The sequence below is a fragment of the Pseudomonas sp. GD03944 genome (assembly GCF_029839275.1).
Taxonomy (GTDB): Bacteria; Pseudomonadota; Gammaproteobacteria; order Pseudomonadales; family Pseudomonadaceae; genus Aquipseudomonas.
Map to the genome: position 1 here is coordinate 61,659 of NZ_JAOCAH010000013.1, position 13,610 is coordinate 75,268.

14 protein-coding genes are annotated in these 13,610 nt (G+C 67.1%); 3 read left to right on the forward strand and 11 right to left on the reverse strand.

The genetic code is table 11. The annotated features are described in order from the left end of the window. Window positions 1-16: 16 nt before the first annotated feature. Genes N5C28_RS18785 through cpaB form a run of 8 tightly spaced genes read right to left on the reverse strand, consistent with a single transcriptional unit; the run spans window position 17 to window position 7,350 of the window. Window positions 17-274, reverse strand: a complete 258-nt coding sequence (locus N5C28_RS18785; protein ID WP_279824671.1) for a DUF3613 domain-containing protein — start codon at window positions 272-274, stop codon at window positions 17-19. A gap of 3 nt (window positions 275-277) precedes the next feature. Further along, complete coding sequence (locus N5C28_RS18790; RefSeq protein ID WP_279824673.1) at window positions 278-988, reverse strand: tetratricopeptide repeat protein; 711 nt, start codon at window positions 986-988, stop codon at window positions 278-280. Next, entirely contained in the window at window positions 985-1,881 is an 897-nt protein-coding gene (locus N5C28_RS18795) for a type II secretion system F family protein (protein WP_279824674.1), read from the reverse strand. Before N5C28_RS18795 ends, N5C28_RS18790 begins: the two co-directional genes overlap by 4 nt. Before the next feature lie 2 nt (window positions 1,882-1,883). Beyond that, a complete protein-coding gene (locus tag N5C28_RS18800; protein ID WP_279824675.1) occupies window positions 1,884-2,765 on the reverse strand; it encodes a type II secretion system F family protein in 882 nt (293 codons plus the stop codon). Beyond that, on the reverse strand, window positions 2,762-4,033 hold the full coding sequence (locus N5C28_RS18805) for a CpaF family protein (protein ID WP_279824676.1): 1,272 nt from the start codon (window positions 4,031-4,033) through the stop codon (window positions 2,762-2,764). Before N5C28_RS18805 ends, N5C28_RS18800 begins: the two co-directional genes overlap by 4 nt. Continuing rightward, a complete protein-coding gene (locus tag N5C28_RS18810) occupies window positions 4,023-5,213 on the reverse strand; it encodes a pilus assembly protein (protein ID WP_279824677.1) in 1,191 nt (396 codons plus the stop codon). Before N5C28_RS18810 ends, N5C28_RS18805 begins: the two co-directional genes overlap by 11 nt. Next, entirely contained in the window at window positions 5,210-6,424 is a 1,215-nt protein-coding gene (locus tag N5C28_RS18815; protein ID WP_279824678.1) for a type II and III secretion system protein family protein, read from the reverse strand. Before N5C28_RS18815 ends, N5C28_RS18810 begins: the two co-directional genes overlap by 4 nt. 20 nt (window positions 6,425-6,444) lie before the next feature. Continuing rightward, window positions 6,445-7,350 carry a Flp pilus assembly protein CpaB gene (cpaB, locus tag N5C28_RS18820; protein WP_279824679.1) on the reverse strand — a complete coding sequence of 302 codons (906 nt, stop codon included), beginning with the start codon at window positions 7,348-7,350 and terminating at the stop codon, window positions 6,445-6,447. 318 nt (window positions 7,351-7,668) lie between these two features. Here cpaB and N5C28_RS18825 point away from each other — a divergent pair, with 318 nt between their 5' ends. Both N5C28_RS18825 and N5C28_RS18830 read left to right on the forward strand, forming a co-directional pair. Then, window positions 7,669-7,869, forward strand: a complete 201-nt coding sequence (locus N5C28_RS18825) for a Flp family type IVb pilin (RefSeq protein ID WP_279824681.1) — start codon at window positions 7,669-7,671, stop codon at window positions 7,867-7,869. A 70-nt stretch (window positions 7,870-7,939) separates the two neighbouring features. After that, entirely contained in the window at window positions 7,940-8,350 is a 411-nt protein-coding gene (locus N5C28_RS18830) for a response regulator (RefSeq protein ID WP_279824682.1), read from the forward strand. 115 nt (window positions 8,351-8,465) lie between these two features. On the opposite strand, the gene N5C28_RS18835 is transcribed toward N5C28_RS18830, so the two are convergent. Further along, the gene (locus N5C28_RS18835; RefSeq protein ID WP_279824683.1) at window positions 8,466-10,145 is read right to left on the reverse strand and encodes a POTRA domain-containing protein; all 1,680 of its coding nucleotides are present in this window, start codon (window positions 10,143-10,145) and stop codon (window positions 8,466-8,468) included. Window positions 10,146-10,238: 93 nt separating this feature from the next. Further along, complete coding sequence (locus N5C28_RS18840; protein ID WP_279824685.1) at window positions 10,239-11,786, reverse strand: collagen-like triple helix repeat-containing protein; 1,548 nt, start codon at window positions 11,784-11,786, stop codon at window positions 10,239-10,241. Between the two features lie 330 nt (window positions 11,787-12,116). Between N5C28_RS18840 and N5C28_RS18845 the strand changes: the two genes are divergently transcribed. Beyond that, a complete protein-coding gene (locus N5C28_RS18845) occupies window positions 12,117-12,566 on the forward strand; it encodes a DMT family transporter (RefSeq protein WP_279824687.1) in 450 nt (149 codons plus the stop codon). Between the two features lie 51 nt (window positions 12,567-12,617). Here N5C28_RS18845 and N5C28_RS18850 read toward each other — a convergent pair whose 3' ends face one another. Then, entirely contained in the window at window positions 12,618-13,556 is a 939-nt protein-coding gene (locus N5C28_RS18850) for an SdiA-regulated domain-containing protein (RefSeq protein ID WP_279824689.1), read from the reverse strand. Between the last annotated feature and the right edge of the window lie 54 nt (window positions 13,557-13,610).

A 13,610-nucleotide genomic window follows, 5' to 3' on the forward strand; every position in this document is an offset into this window, starting at 1 on the left:
CTCCTTGCCGCCTTCCTCAGCGGCCGCCTATCTCACCGCCCTGGCTGCCGAAGAAATCCGGGATCGGGTGGTTGAAGCTTTCCAGCCAGCGCTTGTAGGCCAACTCCCGCTCGGCGGGCGTGGCCTCCTGGGATTCGGGGCTGGCCTGTTGTCCTTCGCGCTGCACCTGCAACCAGCGCTCGGTGGTGGCGCCCCGCTCGTCCACCGGCACCTCCTCGGTGGCGTGGGCGACCAGGGGCAGCAGCAGGGCCAGCACACAGCACAGGTATTTCATGGCTCAACTCCCCTGTTCGTCGGTGGGTGCCGGGGCGGCCGGCCGGGCCGCCGCCATGCCGCGCAGGTCCCGGGCGCGAGCCTCGGCGCGGCGCACCTGGTCGGCGCTGAAGCCCTGGCGCGACACCAGGTCGGCGGCCTGGTCCCACTGGTCGTTGTAGAACAGCAGGGTCAGCAGGTTGAGGGCCGACAGGCTGCTGTCCTGGTCCAGCTCCAGGGCTGTGAGAAATTCGAAGCGCGCGTCGTCGGCACGGCCCTGGCGCAGGTAGACCACGCCCAGGTCGTTGCGCATCCGGGCGTCGGTGGGCTCCATGCGTGCCGCCCGCTCCAGGCGCTCCAGGGCCTCGGCCTCGGCGCCACGGGCCAGGGCCAGTTGCCCCAGGCCATGCTCGCCGGCTGCCGCCAGGCAGGTGCCGATCAGACTCTGGTATTCGGCGCGGGCTTCCTCGCGACCCAGGCTGCGCAGCACCCGGGCCTTGCGCAGGCGCACCTGGGGCGAGTCGGAAGACAGTTTCTGCAAGTGCGCCAGGGCCGCGTGCAGGCGCCCGTCGCTGGCCATTTCCTGGGCCAGGCTCAGGGCCAGGTCCTGCTCCTGGCTCGCCTCGGCCTGACAGCTCACCGCCGACTGGTTGCGCGTGAACCAGTCCGGCGCCCCGGACTGCCCGGCACAACCGGCCAGCACGAAGCCTGCCACCACCACCGCCAGTGCTTTCATCCCATTCCCCCCAGGGCCCGGCCGATGGCGCCAAGCCCCGGTCCGGCCAGCACGATCAATAACGCGGGAAAGAGGAAGACCATCATCACCACGGCCATCTTTCCCGAGAGTTTCGAAATGTATTCCTGCAGCTGGGTCAGCCGCCGGTCGTCGAGCAGCTTCTTCAGGGCCAGCAGCGAGTTCATCGCACCGCCGCCCTGGCGAATCAGTTGCTGCAAAATGGCCAGGCAGTCGGTGAGTTCGTCCACGTCCAGCAGGATGCTCAGCTGGCGCAGCTCCTCGCCCAGCTCCAGGCCGGAATCGACGTGGCGCAGCACGGTGTCGAGTTCCTTGCTCAGCACCGGCATCAGCTCCCGGCCCTCGGCACTCAGGACGCGCAGGGCCTGCTCCACGGTCAGCCCCGCATCGAACAGGATGCGCAGCAGCGGAATGAAGGTGGACACCTCGGCCTTGAGGTTGCGCTGGCGCTGCGTCGCCACCCAGGCCAGCGCCCGCTTGGGCAACAGGTAACCGGTGCCGAACGCCAGCAGCGGCATGACCCAGGGATGCCGGGGCGGCTCGCTGAACATCGATTGCACGGTGAACGCCACCGCCACCAGCACCACCGGCAGCAGCACCTGGCTGGCGAGGAACCACGCCCGCTCGATGGGGCGCCGCCAGCCCATGCGGTTGAGCAGCGACAGCGTTTCGCTGTCCAGGTGCAGCAGGCGCCGGCTCCAGCCGCTCTCGGCGAAACGCTGCCAGTGCACCTCGCTCCAGTGTTCCTCGGCCGCCTGCTGGCCGAACAGCCGGCGGGTGACCTGGACCTTGCGCCGCTGCCCGCGCAGCAGCTCGAGCACCAGCAACGCCAGCGCGCCCAGGACCAGGGCGAAGGCAATCAGCAGCCAGCCCATGGCTACACGCTCCTCAGCATGCGCCACAGCGCGAGGCAGCCCACGGCCTGCATGGCGAAGGCGCCGATCAGCATCTTCTGTCCGCCGCTGTCCTGCCACATGCTCATCAGGTAGTCCGGGTTGGTGCCCAGGATGTAGCCCGCCATCAGCAACGGCAGCAGCGCCAGCACCACGGCGGTCAGGCGCGTCTCACCGGTCATGGCCCGCAGCTGCCGGGCGATCTGCTCGCGCTCGTGGATCACCTTGATCAGGTTGCCGAGCAGGTCGCTGGCACTGCCGCCGTAGCGGTAGTTGACCCGCACGCCGATGGCCAGGATGCGCAGTTCTTCCTGCTCGTAGAGGTCGGCGGTGTCCTGCAAGGCGTCCGGCAGGCTGACCCCCAGTTGCACGCTGCGCTGCACCCGCCCCAGGGCGCTGCACAGGGGTTCGGGCGAGGCGCCGATGGCGTTGACCACCGCATCGCCCAGGGTGCGTCCGGTCTGCAGGCTGCGCACCACCTGGTCGAGCATCTGCGGCAACTGCTGCACCATGCGCCCGACCCGCTTGCGGTAACGCCAGGCGAGAAACAGCCGCAGCGCCAGCGGCGGCAGCACCAGCATCAGCAGCAGGCCGGCCCAGCCCCCCAGCGCCAGCCCGAAAAAGATCCCCAGGCCCCAGACGCTGAGCAGCATGCCCATGCGTTCGCGCATCGCGCCCAGGCCAGCGCGCAGGAAGGTGCGCTCCACCGCCGCCATGCGTTTGGAACTGACTTCGTCCAGCTGCGGCCTGCCCAGGCGGTCCAGCACCTGCTCGGCCCGGGCCTGGCGCCAGCTGCGACGCATGATGACCATGGCCATGCCGAGCATGCCGATGCAGATCAGCCCCAGCAGCAGCGAGGCGCTCATCGCCGGGCATCCTGGCTGTGACGCAGCTTGTCGCCGGCCGGGTTGATCGCCTCGCGAACGAAATCGCCGCTCACCCGGTCCAGGCGGAACAGGGTGTTGGTGACATAGGCGTCGTCGCGCACGCCGACCAGCTCCACCACCTCGCTGACACAACGGCGGCCGCTGGGCAGGCGGGTCAGCTGGATCACCACGTCCAGCGAGGCGGCCACCATCTGCCGCAGGGTGCGCTCCGCCACCTGCCGGCCACTGAGGCCGACCAAGGTCTCCAGGCGCAGCAGCGCGTCCTGGGCACTGTTGGCGTGCACGGTGCTCATCGAGCCGTCGTGGCCGGTGTTCATCGCCTGCAGCACGTCGAGCACTTCGACGCCGCGAATCTCGCCGAGGATGATGCGGTCCGGGCGCATGCGCAGGGCGTTGCGGATCAGGTCGCTGGCGGCCACCTGGCCATGGCCCTCGGCATTCGGCGGCCGGGTTTCCAGGCGCACCACGTGGGGGTGGCCGAGCTGCAGCTCGGCGGTGTCTTCGATGGTGACGATGCGCTCCTGGCGGTCGATCAGCAGGCTCATCACGTTGAGAAAGGTGGTCTTGCCGGTGCCCGTCCCGCCGCTGACCAGGATGTTGCAGCTGCGCGACACCGCCAGCTGGATGAACTGCAGCATCGCCTCGTTGAGCGTCTGGTAGGCCAGCAGGTCGGCGCTCTGCAGCAGGTCCTTGCGGAACTTGCGCACCGAGATGCACGGCCCGTCCAGGGCGATCGGCGGGATGATGGCGTTGATCCGGCTGCCGTCGGGCATGCGCGCATCGACCATCGGCGAGGATTCGTCCAGGCGCCGGCCAAGGGGCGCCAGGATGCGCTGGATGACCCGCTGCACGTGCTGGTTGTCGATGAAACGCAGGTCGCTCTGGTGCAGCACGCCCTCGCGCTCGATGAACACGTGGTCCGGGCCGTTGACCAGGATCTCGGTCACCGACGAGTCGCGCAGGAGGATTTCCAGGGGGCCGAACCCGGTGAGTTCGTCCACCAGTTCTTCGGACAGCCGCTCCACTTCATAGCGCGACACCGCCAGGCGGTGGCGGTTGACGTACTCCACCACCCGGTCGGTGACGAACTGCGCCACCGCCGCCCGGCTGCCCTCCAAGACATTGACGCCTTCGTTGTCGATGGCATCGATGATGAACCGGTGCAGTTGCAGCTTGAGCGCCTGCCCGTCGCCGGCACCAAAGGCCTGGTAGCGGGCGGCCCCGCCAAACAGCGATTCACTTTTCATCGGCAGACCACCACAGTCGTTGCCAGCGCCGTGGCGCGGCACGTTCCTTGTCCAGCAGGCGCGAACCGAGGCTCTTGAGTTGCTGGCTCAGGCGCTCGCGGGGGGCGATTTCGAACAGGCTGCGGCCCAGGTTGCGCGCCGTCATGCGCTGCTCGGGGGCGAAGGGCAGCACCTCCAGGATCGGCAGGTCGAAGGAGCGACCCAGCGAGTCGCTGTCCGGTGCCACCTTGCGCATGTAGCGGTCCACCAGCAGCGCCGCGTGCTGCAGCTTGACCCCGCTGCTGCGCCAGCGCCCGAGCAGCTCCAGGTTGCGCTGGCAGCTCGGCACGCTCTGGTCGGTGTACCAGACCAGTTGTTCGACGTTGCTCACCAGCAGGCGCAGGGCGTCACTGTCCGGCTGGCCCGCCAGGTTGACCACGATGTGCTTGAAGTGATGGCGCATAGCGCCGAGCAACAGGTACAGCTCGGCGGCGCTGGACTGCTCCAGCGGGGCGTCCTTGTTCGACAGCGCCAGCACCCGCAGGCCGTTGGGCGCACGGCAGAACGCGCTGTCGATCAGGCTGGCGTCCAGGCGCCGCAGGTTGCGCAGGGCATCGCCGAAGTTGAACGGGGCATCCAGGCCCAGGCAGGCCAGGCCGTCGCCCTGGGGCAGGCCGAGGTCCAGCAGCAGCGTACGGTGGCCCACGTGCTCGCTGATCAGTGCCAGATGGCTGGCGATCAGGCCCACGTCACCGTCCTGCTGACGGCAGAACAGCGCAGTGAGCTTGCTCACCTGCAGCGACGGCGCGATGTGCGGCATGCGCTTGCTCAGGTGGCGCACCAGGCCGGTCACCTCGCTGGTGCGGGCGCCGTAGGCAATGAAGTCCCGGGCCCCGGCGCGCATCGCACTGAGCACCAGCTGGTTGTCGAGGCCATCGCCCAGGGCGACCACGGCCATCATCGGCTTGGCTTCGAGCACGCCCTCGATCAGCGAGCTCTGGGTCATCAGGTTGTCGCGATCGAGGCCGACGAACAGCAGGCCGGCGCCGGTCACGTCGGCCAGGGCGATCAGTTCGTCCAGCCCGCCGCGGCCGGCATTCAGTACCTGGCCCAGGGAGCTCAGCGAGGTCTGCAGCCACTCCAGGTCGGCGTTATTGCGGGTTAGCGCCAGGAAGGTCTGACTGGTCACGGGTACGGTCATTGGGACAACCCCTGCGGCTGCTCGAACGAGCCGTCCTCCATGAAGTACATGCGCGAGAAGCTCGGGTCGTAGCGGCGCAGCGACTCGCCCGGCAATTCCGGCAGGCGTGCATTGGCCGCCATCGGCTGGACCAGCCGCGGGGTGACGATCATCAGCAGTTCGCGGTCTTCGCGCTCGATCCGCGAGGAGCGGAAGAACGCGCCCAGTACCGGGATGTCACCCAGGCCGGGGAATTTATCCACCGCGGCCACGTTGCTGCTGCTGATCAGGCCGCTGATCACGAAGCTCTCGCCATCGGCCAGGGAAATGCTGGTATCGGTGCGTCGCACGTTCAGCGCCGGCACCCGGGTGCCGGCGACCTGGATACCGGCACTGAAGTCCAGCTCGCTCACTTCCGGGGCGACCTTCAGGCTGATGCGGTCGCGCCCGACGATGGTCGGGGTGAGGGTCAGGCGCACGCCGAACTCCTTGTATTCGATGCTGACGTTGTCGCTGCCGGAACTGGGCACCGGCACCGGGAATTCACCCCCGGCCAGGAAGGTCGCGCTCTGCCCGCTGAGGGCCACCAGGCTGGGGCGCGCCAGGGTGTAGGCGAAGCCGTTGTTCTCCAGCACGTTGAGAAAGCCCAGCACCTTGCTGCTGCCCCCGCCCCAGATGATGTTGAAGCCGGTGCCCGAGGTGCCGAACTCGCCTTCGACGCCACCGTCGGCGCCCACGCTGATGCCACCCAGGCTGCCCGGCGCGCCGAACACGAACAGGTTCGAACCCTGGCGCACCAGCGAGGTACTGGCCTGCTTGAGCTTGCCCCGGCTGACTTCGACGAATCGGATATCGGTCTGCACCTGGCTGGGCAGCAGCGGCTCCGTCGGCTCTGCCCCCACCAGGGCGCTGGTGGCCGGGCCCTGCACGTAGACCATGCTGCGCCGCGGTTCGGCGCTGCAGGCGGTCCAGACCATCAGGCTGGTGGCGCCGGCCTGGTTGCCCAGCAGCAGGAACGCTTCCTCGCCGTTGAGGCGCACGTCGGCGACGGCCGGATCACCCACGGCCAGACGCTGGATCGCCACCGGGTAGCGCAGCTCCTGCTGCTGGCCCTGGCCGATTTCCAGCACGCTCTGCGGCAGGGGAAGATCGGCACAGCCGGCCGGAGCCGCGTGCGCCGTTGCAACGACCAGATAACCTGCCAACAGCCCGACGGTGGTGGTGACCTTCATCCGTGGATTCCTGAGCCTGTTCAAGGGGTTTCAAGGGTGCTGGTGTTACCGCGCACGACTTCGACCTGGGGGCCACGCCGTGTGCCGGTGGAGGGGGCGACAGGGGCCGGCGCGGCGGCGGAGCGGCCTCCCAGTTGATCGAGCCGCAGCAGGTTGCGGGTGCGCTCATCGAGGCGCACCTGCTCATGCCCCGGGGCCAGGCGCTGGGCGTACTCCTCGCTGCTGCGCACCGCCAGGCGCAGGGAGCCGGCCTGGCTGGCCAGCATCAGCCGGGTGACCCAGTCTTCGGGCACCGCCAGCACCACGCTGCGCACCGAAGAGCGGCGCTCGCCCTCCGGCTCGGCGGCACTGGCCACGGCCTTGCCTTCGCGGTCCGGGCCGAGCTGCTCGCCAAAGCTCAACAGGCGCAGCGCCGGCGCCACCACCTGGGCGCTCTGGGACTGCCCGGCGCCGTCTTCGCGCATATAAAGCAGCACGTCGACGTAGTCACCGGGGGTCAGGTGGCCGCCGCTGCCGATGATCTCGTCCACGGCGATCGCCACCGCCCGCTCTGACGGCTCGATCATCTGCGCCAGGGGCCCGCCTGCGGCGAAGCTGCCTTCGCTCAGCCAGCTGCCGCCAGCCACCGGGTTCCAGGGGGTGCGCCCGACCACGTCCTCGACCTTGGCGAAGCTGCCAGCCGGCGCGGCGCGCAGGTGTTCGATCGCCAGGTCCTCGGCGGCGACCGGCTTGAAGGGCTCCAGCGTACGCACCGCCACCACCACCGGGACCCGGGGGTTCCCTGCGGTGTCGGCAGTGGCGGTCATGCCATCGGCAGGAAGGGATTCGGGGGGCGATTGGCGGCTCAACACGATGCCCCAATACCCGGCAAAGAGGGCGCCCAGTACCAGCAATCCTGCCAACGCCATGGTGATCCGGCTGTCCATCGCCTACTCCTCGTTGAAACTGACCAGGACGGTTCGGTGTATCCCCACCGCTATCAAATCGGTGCTCCCTGCCATGTCGGGAAAGTTGATATAGAGGCGTTGCACAAACTTTCGCAGTGATCGCCCGACACTTAAAACCTAGAGCACGGGTCAGGAAACTTCAAAAAACTTTATTAATTAAAACAGTTATGACCGCCTCGTTAATGTTCCTCTGATAACGGTTATAACTTTGTGATTAATCCCTTCTTACAGTTGCGCACCGGGTGGGGGTAAACAAGGATCAAGTTGTGCCTAAACCCACTACGCAAGGAGCGACTTATGTCCCTGAAGTCCTTATTCGAGCGCAGCAAACAATTCATTCAGGACGAAGCCGGCGCCTCCGGTATCGAATACGCCATCGTCGCGGCCATGGTCGCTGTCGTACTCGCCGCCTTCATGACCCCGTTGGGCGATGCCGTGGTCGGGGTGTTCTCCGATATCTGCGTGGCGCTCGGCGGTACCGGTTGCCCAACGCCCTGACCCAACCCACGCGAACCACAGGATCGACCATTCCCCATTCGGGTTAATGTTAGGGATGACAGGAGTCGCTATGAGCTCAGTTGCCCAGCGTCGTCCGACGCTGTTGCTGGTCGATGACGAGGAGGACATTCTTCTCGAGCTGGCAGAAATGCTGGAAAGCGAAGGATTCCCCTGCCACACCGCCACCTCGGTCAGCCTGGCGCTGGCCTGCCTGCAGCAGCACCCGAACGTCGCCTTGGTGATGACCGACCTGCGCATGCCGGAGGAAAGCGGGCTGCGCCTGGTGCAGCGCCTGCGTGAGCAGCCGCAGCACCGCGAACTGCCGATCATCGTTACCTCCGGCCATGCCGACATGGAAGACGTGATCGACGTGCTGCGCCTGCATGTCACCGACTTCTTCCGCAAACCCATCTACCACGAACGCCTGCTGGAAACCCTGGACAAGCTGTTCCCTCGCCCCACCGCGACATTCGCGCAGTAATCCTTCCCCCCAATGAATGCCCGGGCCATGGCCTGGGCACAGGTGTGCCTGCGGCATGGGCTGACTGAGCAAAAAAACGCCCCGGCGACCGACGCCGCCGGGGCGTGTGCAGGGCTCAGAGCTGGTAGCTGAAGCTCAGGGTCAGGCGCGGGGACCGGTTGCGGCTGTCCAGAGCCTCGTCGGACATCGGCTTGGCCGCCTCGACCGCGATGTTGTAGTAGCGGGCATCGCCGAAGCGCAGGCCCAGGGCCACAGACGACAGCTCCGCCCGGCTGACCGGCTGCTCGTTGAACCAGGTGCGGGCCGCGTCCACCACCGCGTAGGGCTGCACCAGGCGAATCCAGTTGCCCTCCACCCCGATGCTGTAGTTCAGCTCGTAGGCGGCGCCCCAGCCCTTGTCGCCGGTGGCCTGGTCGTTGGGGTAACCACGGGCGAAGTTCTGCCCGCCGAATACGGCTTGTTCCGCATCCGGCAGGTTGTCGTCGCTCCAGTACAGGGCCGCCGACATCACCCCACCCCAGCGCGGGCTGTACTGATCGCTCTGCAGGCCGGAGAGGCGCACCCGGAAGAAATCCAGGTCGTACAGGCCGTTGTCGGTGCGCGCGCCCATGCCATCGATGCCCTGGTACAGGCCACCGCTCACGATGCGCAGCCGCTCGCTGCTGCTCTGGCGCCAGTCGCTCTCCAGGCCGAACACGCGGATATCGGTCTCGTCCTCGAAGGACAGCGGGAAGCCCACCACGTCGTAACGGGTCTGATCATTGACCGCGTACAGCCGTGCGCCGGTGCTCAGCCAGTGATCGGGGGCGGCGATCCACGGGTGGCTGACGCCGATGGAGAACCGGTCGTTTTCACGCTGGCGGCGCAGCTCGATGCCGTCGCTCAGGCGCACCGGGGTGCTGGGTTCGCTGCGGTAATGGGAAGCGAACAGGCTGAGCTGGGTACCTTCGCTACCGAGGTACTGGTTGTAGTCCAGGCGGTAGTAACGCTCCTTCTCTTCGCCTGGCGGCACCAGCACGCTGACGCCGAGCTGCTCGGCCATGGCGGTGTGGGCGTTGCTGTTGAAGCTGAGCAGGGCCTGGATGTCGTCGCGGCTGCTTTCGGTCAGGCCCAGGTTGCTGGTCCAGGCCTTGCGCTGCGCCTGGGCGACCAGCCGGCTAGCACCATCGGTGGCCTCCGGCGGCGGCACCTGGGCACTCAAGGTGACCCCGGGTATGCGGCTGAGCAGGGTGGTGTAGCGGTCGAAGGTCTTGCGCGTCAGCGGCCGCTCGCCCTGGATCTTGTCCAGCAGTTGCCGCACATAGGCGGACACGCCGCCCAGCTCGCCACGCAATTCGTAATCCTTGACGTAGCCCTCCACCAGCACCACCCGCACGCGGCCGTTCTCGAAGCGCTGGGCCGGCAGGAAGGCGTAGGACAGCAGGTAACCGTCGGCCTGGTAGCGCTGGGTAATGCCGCGGGTCGCCTCGATCAGTTCGGCCAGGCTGGTGGGTCGCCCGACCATGCCCTCGTAGACCTTGGCCAGCTCCTCGAAGGGGTACACAGTGCCGCCCTCGATCTGCACGTTGCGCACCGTGACCGTGGAGCTCATCAGCAGCATCTGCTGCTGGCTCTGCTGCTGCGTGGCGGGCTGATCGGGAAGCTGGGTGGCGGGGGCCGGCGCGCGGTAGGCATCGACCGGCAGGTTCGGGGCGGGCAGGTTGCGTTCGGTTTCGTTGCTGTTGAGGTAGCTCGGCAGCTGCTGCGCCAGAGCGGACATCGGGACCAATAGACACAGCGCACAGAGTGTTCGCATGGGACGCTCCCTGGTCATACCGCAAGTGCGGCGTACGGCTTTCCAAAAGGTCGGCGCCGGATGTGATCCGGCGCCTTTTGAGACTAGCTCCCGTTACTTCTTCAAGCCACCCAGCAGGCCTCCGAGTCCGCCGCCCAGGCCACCGTTCTGGTTACCGCCGAGCAAGCCGCCGAGACCACCTTGTGCCGGGCCGGCCTGGCCGCCGTTGACCACCCCACCGAGCTGGCCCACGGTCTGGCCGACGCTGGCCACGGTGTTGCCCAGCTGGGCACCCACCGGGTTGTTGCCGGCGCTGACCTGTTGGCCGAGGCTGGTGACTGCGCCGCCCACCTGGCCCAGCAGGCCGCTGACCGGTGCGCCCAGGCCGGTGGCAGCGCCCAGTTGCTGGGTCACGCCCGACACCGCGCCAAGTACCGGGGTCACCGCCTGGCCAACCTTGCCGCCGACCGCAGCCAGCGGCGCGCCATGGCTGGTGTTGGCGATGCCGTCGCCACCGACCAGGGTGCCCAGCGATGCCACGGTATTACCTACCGCGCCGCCGTTCACGCCCAGGGCGCTGACCACGCCGTTGTTGCTGCCCTGGTCGAGGCCCTGGCCCACCGAAACCACCAGCCCGCCGGCGGTTTCCAACAAGCCGTTGACCGGTTTGCCCAGCCCGCTCTTCTCGCCGACCGGCGCGGTGGCCCCGGTGACGGCGTTGAGCACCTCGTCCAGGCCGTTGCCGTTGTTGCTGCCGTTACCGTCGCCGCCGGTGCCGACCTCGACACCCACCTGGGCCTCGACGGACACATAGCCGCCGGCACTGTCGAGAATGCCGCCCACGCCGGAAAGGGTTTTGCCGACCACCTGGCCGAGCGGGTTCTCACCGCCGCCGGTGACTTTTTCGCCCAACCCGCTGACCGCGGTGCTGGTCTTGTCCAGCAGGCCATTGACCGGATCACCCAGACCGGTGGCATGACCGATGGTGCGGGTGGTGCCTTCCACCAGGCTGACCACCGGCACCAGCACCTTGCCGCCGACCGCATCGGTCGCATTGCCCAGCGGCCCGCTGGTCGTGGCCACGCTCAGGGTGTCGCCCAGCATCGTTACCCGCTCACCCACGCCATCGACCACACCTCCGACCCGGGTAACCACCCCGCCCACCAGCGGGATCTGCTTGATCGGGTCGGTCTCGCCGAACGCTGCCACCCCTTTGCCGAGGGCGGATACACCACCGCCAAGGTCACCCGTGGCGGTGCCGACGGACGCCAGGGTGGTGCCCACGGCATTGCTGTCGGTACCCAGGGTACCCAGGCCATTGCTCACACCGGAACCCAGGCTGTTGGCCGCCCGGCCCACCGAGGACACCAGGCCGCCGGCACCGCCGGTCAGGGCCGTGCTGCCGCCCACGGGCACGTTGCTGATACCGTCACCGAGGTCGATCACGCCGTCACCGATCCCGCTGAGGGCGCCGCCGGCATCGTCCGCCACCTCGGCCGTGGCCAGGGTGCTGACACCGGCCGCACCGCCATCACCACCTGCCGAACCGGCGCTGTCGACAAAGCTCTTGGAACCGCCACCACCACTGCTGCACCCGGCAAGGGAAACGGCGGTCGCCAATGCCAATACGGTGCAGGTATGTGTCCAGGTAAATGCTTTCATGAGTGAATCCGTCCATTCTCGTGAATCAGTCGACGATGAAGTTTCAGGCCCGCTGACACCTCATCCGTGGCTTCATCAAAGAACAACCCACCCACTCGAACAACCCTGAACTTGGTATTAACCGTTTATATATCCCCCGATAAATGCGCGAATCGATTAATACTAAAGTTATAACCAGTACCCCACCTTGCAAGCGATAATTAAACAGTGAACTTTCAATCACTTTTTATATCAGCGAGTGGGTGATCGACTTATCGCCGATCCCGTTTTCCGGCAGCGCGACGCACCGTTACAGGGCATACTGTCGCGCCCCGAAAACAGGAGAACCGCATGCCCACACCGATCTGGTGGCTACTCGCCCTGCCCTTCGTCGCGGGCGCCTGCCTGCCGTTGCAGGCCGGCATCAATGGCCAGTTGTCCAAGCAGGTGTCCAGCGTGTTGTCCGCCGCGCTGATCTCATTCAGCGTGGGCACCCTTGCGCTGGTGCTCCTGGTGCTGGCGCGGGGTGAAATGCCCGGCCTGTCGGCACTCAAGGGCTTGAACTGGTGGCACTGGAGCGGCGGCCTGCTGGGGGTGATGTTCATCGCCACGGCGGCCTTCGCCGGGCCGCGGGTGGGCGCCCTGCTGTTCATGGTGCTGGTGATCGCCGGCCAGTTGAGCATGGCGCTGATGCTCGATCACTTCGGCTGGGCGGGCTTTCGCGAGGCGCCGATCAGCCTGGGCAAGATCGGTGGCCTGCTGCTGATCGTGGCGGGGATCTGGATGATTCGCCGCGGCTGATCCGGCGACGCGAGGGACGGGCCGACAGGCAGCGCCTGCCAGCCCGGGGCGTCAGTTGTGACGTTCGAAGCGGTAGAACAGGTTGGGCTCGCTGACCAGGTACAGGTTGCCCCGATCGTCGAAGGTCATGCCCTCCCCCTGCGGCACGCTGTCCTTGAGGCCGGCAAAGCCGCCGATCAGCGAGCGGAAGCTGACCATCTGGCCTTCGCGGTCCAGCTCGATCAGCAGCTTGGATTCATCGCTGAGCAGCGCCAGGTGGCCGGTGCGGTCGTCGTAGTGCACCGACGACAGGTCGGTGGCGAACACACTGTGGCGAATCCAGTCCTCGCGGTCGATGATCTCCAGGTCGAACGCGCCCTCCAGGCTGGATTTCAACCCGCGGATTTCATACAGCTTGCGCGGTGAATGCTCCTTGACCACGAACACCCGATCACCGGCCCGGTCATAGCCCACGCCTTCGAAACCCTGGTTGCCGCCCAGGTCGATACCCAAGGTCAGCGCCTGGTAGTCCTCGCGAAACAGCGCGCCGGGCTTGTCCGGCAACGGCACCACCACCAGGGCCTGCTTGCGCTCCTCGGCCAGCAACAGCATGTCGTCGCCCAGGTAGGTGACGCCCTCCACGTCGCCGAAGCCGCTGAGCGGGTAGCGCCCAAGCACCTCGCCATCCTTGCTCATGGCCAGCAGTTCTTCGGGGTTGTTGAGCACGGCCCAGAGCTGGTCGCGGCGCTCGTCGTAGGTCAGCCCGGAGAGGTTGTCGCTGACGCCCAGCACCGGTTTGGCGTCGACCGCCACGTGGTATTCCGGCAGCCACAGGCTGCGGTTTTCCCATTCGTTCTCGTGCATGGACGTGGTGACCCAGAAGTACAGGCGGTCATCCAGATGCTGGGTACGGACTTGATAGGCCAGGACCAGAAGAATCAACAACAGCGCCCATTTCCATGGGCTGATGACGGGTAGCTTTCCTAGCACCCCCTTGGCAGCGGACATCATCAACGTCTTCTCGCGTGCGTATGGGAAGGTGAGCAGTCTGACCGGCAAATGTTT

What these genes read in the sequence shown, in the direction of transcription:
- N5C28_RS18785 (WP_279824671.1), bottom strand. Translation starts at nt 274, where the DNA reads ATGAAATACCTGTGCTGTGTGCTGGCCCTGCTGCTGCCCCTGGTCGCC.
- N5C28_RS18790 (WP_279824673.1), bottom strand. Translation starts at nt 988, where the DNA reads ATGAAAGCACTGGCGGTGGTGGTGGCAGGCTTCGTGCTGGCCGGTTGT.
- N5C28_RS18795 (WP_279824674.1), bottom strand. Translation starts at nt 1,881, where the DNA reads ATGGGCTGGCTGCTGATTGCCTTCGCCCTGGTCCTGGGCGCGCTGGCG.
- N5C28_RS18800 (WP_279824675.1), bottom strand. Translation starts at nt 2,765, where the DNA reads ATGAGCGCCTCGCTGCTGCTGGGGCTGATCTGCATCGGCATGCTCGGC.
- N5C28_RS18805 (WP_279824676.1), bottom strand. Translation starts at nt 4,033, where the DNA reads ATGAAAAGTGAATCGCTGTTTGGCGGGGCCGCCCGCTACCAGGCCTTT.
- N5C28_RS18810 (WP_279824677.1), bottom strand. Translation starts at nt 5,213, where the DNA reads ATGACCGTACCCGTGACCAGTCAGACCTTCCTGGCGCTAACCCGCAAT.
- N5C28_RS18815 (WP_279824678.1), bottom strand. Translation starts at nt 6,424, where the DNA reads ATGAAGGTCACCACCACCGTCGGGCTGTTGGCAGGTTATCTGGTCGTT.
- cpaB (WP_279824679.1), bottom strand. Translation starts at nt 7,350, where the DNA reads ATGGACAGCCGGATCACCATGGCGTTGGCAGGATTGCTGGTACTGGGC.
- N5C28_RS18825 (WP_279824681.1), top strand. Translation starts at nt 7,669, where the DNA reads ATGTCCCTGAAGTCCTTATTCGAGCGCAGCAAACAATTCATTCAGGAC.
- N5C28_RS18830 (WP_279824682.1), top strand. Translation starts at nt 7,940, where the DNA reads ATGAGCTCAGTTGCCCAGCGTCGTCCGACGCTGTTGCTGGTCGATGAC.
- N5C28_RS18835 (WP_279824683.1), bottom strand. Translation starts at nt 10,145, where the DNA reads ATGCGAACACTCTGTGCGCTGTGTCTATTGGTCCCGATGTCCGCTCTG.
- N5C28_RS18840 (WP_279824685.1), bottom strand. Translation starts at nt 11,786, where the DNA reads ATGAAAGCATTTACCTGGACACATACCTGCACCGTATTGGCATTGGCG.
- N5C28_RS18845 (WP_279824687.1), top strand. Translation starts at nt 12,117, where the DNA reads ATGCCCACACCGATCTGGTGGCTACTCGCCCTGCCCTTCGTCGCGGGC.
- N5C28_RS18850 (WP_279824689.1), bottom strand. Translation starts at nt 13,556, where the DNA reads ATGATGTCCGCTGCCAAGGGGGTGCTAGGAAAGCTACCCGTCATCAGC.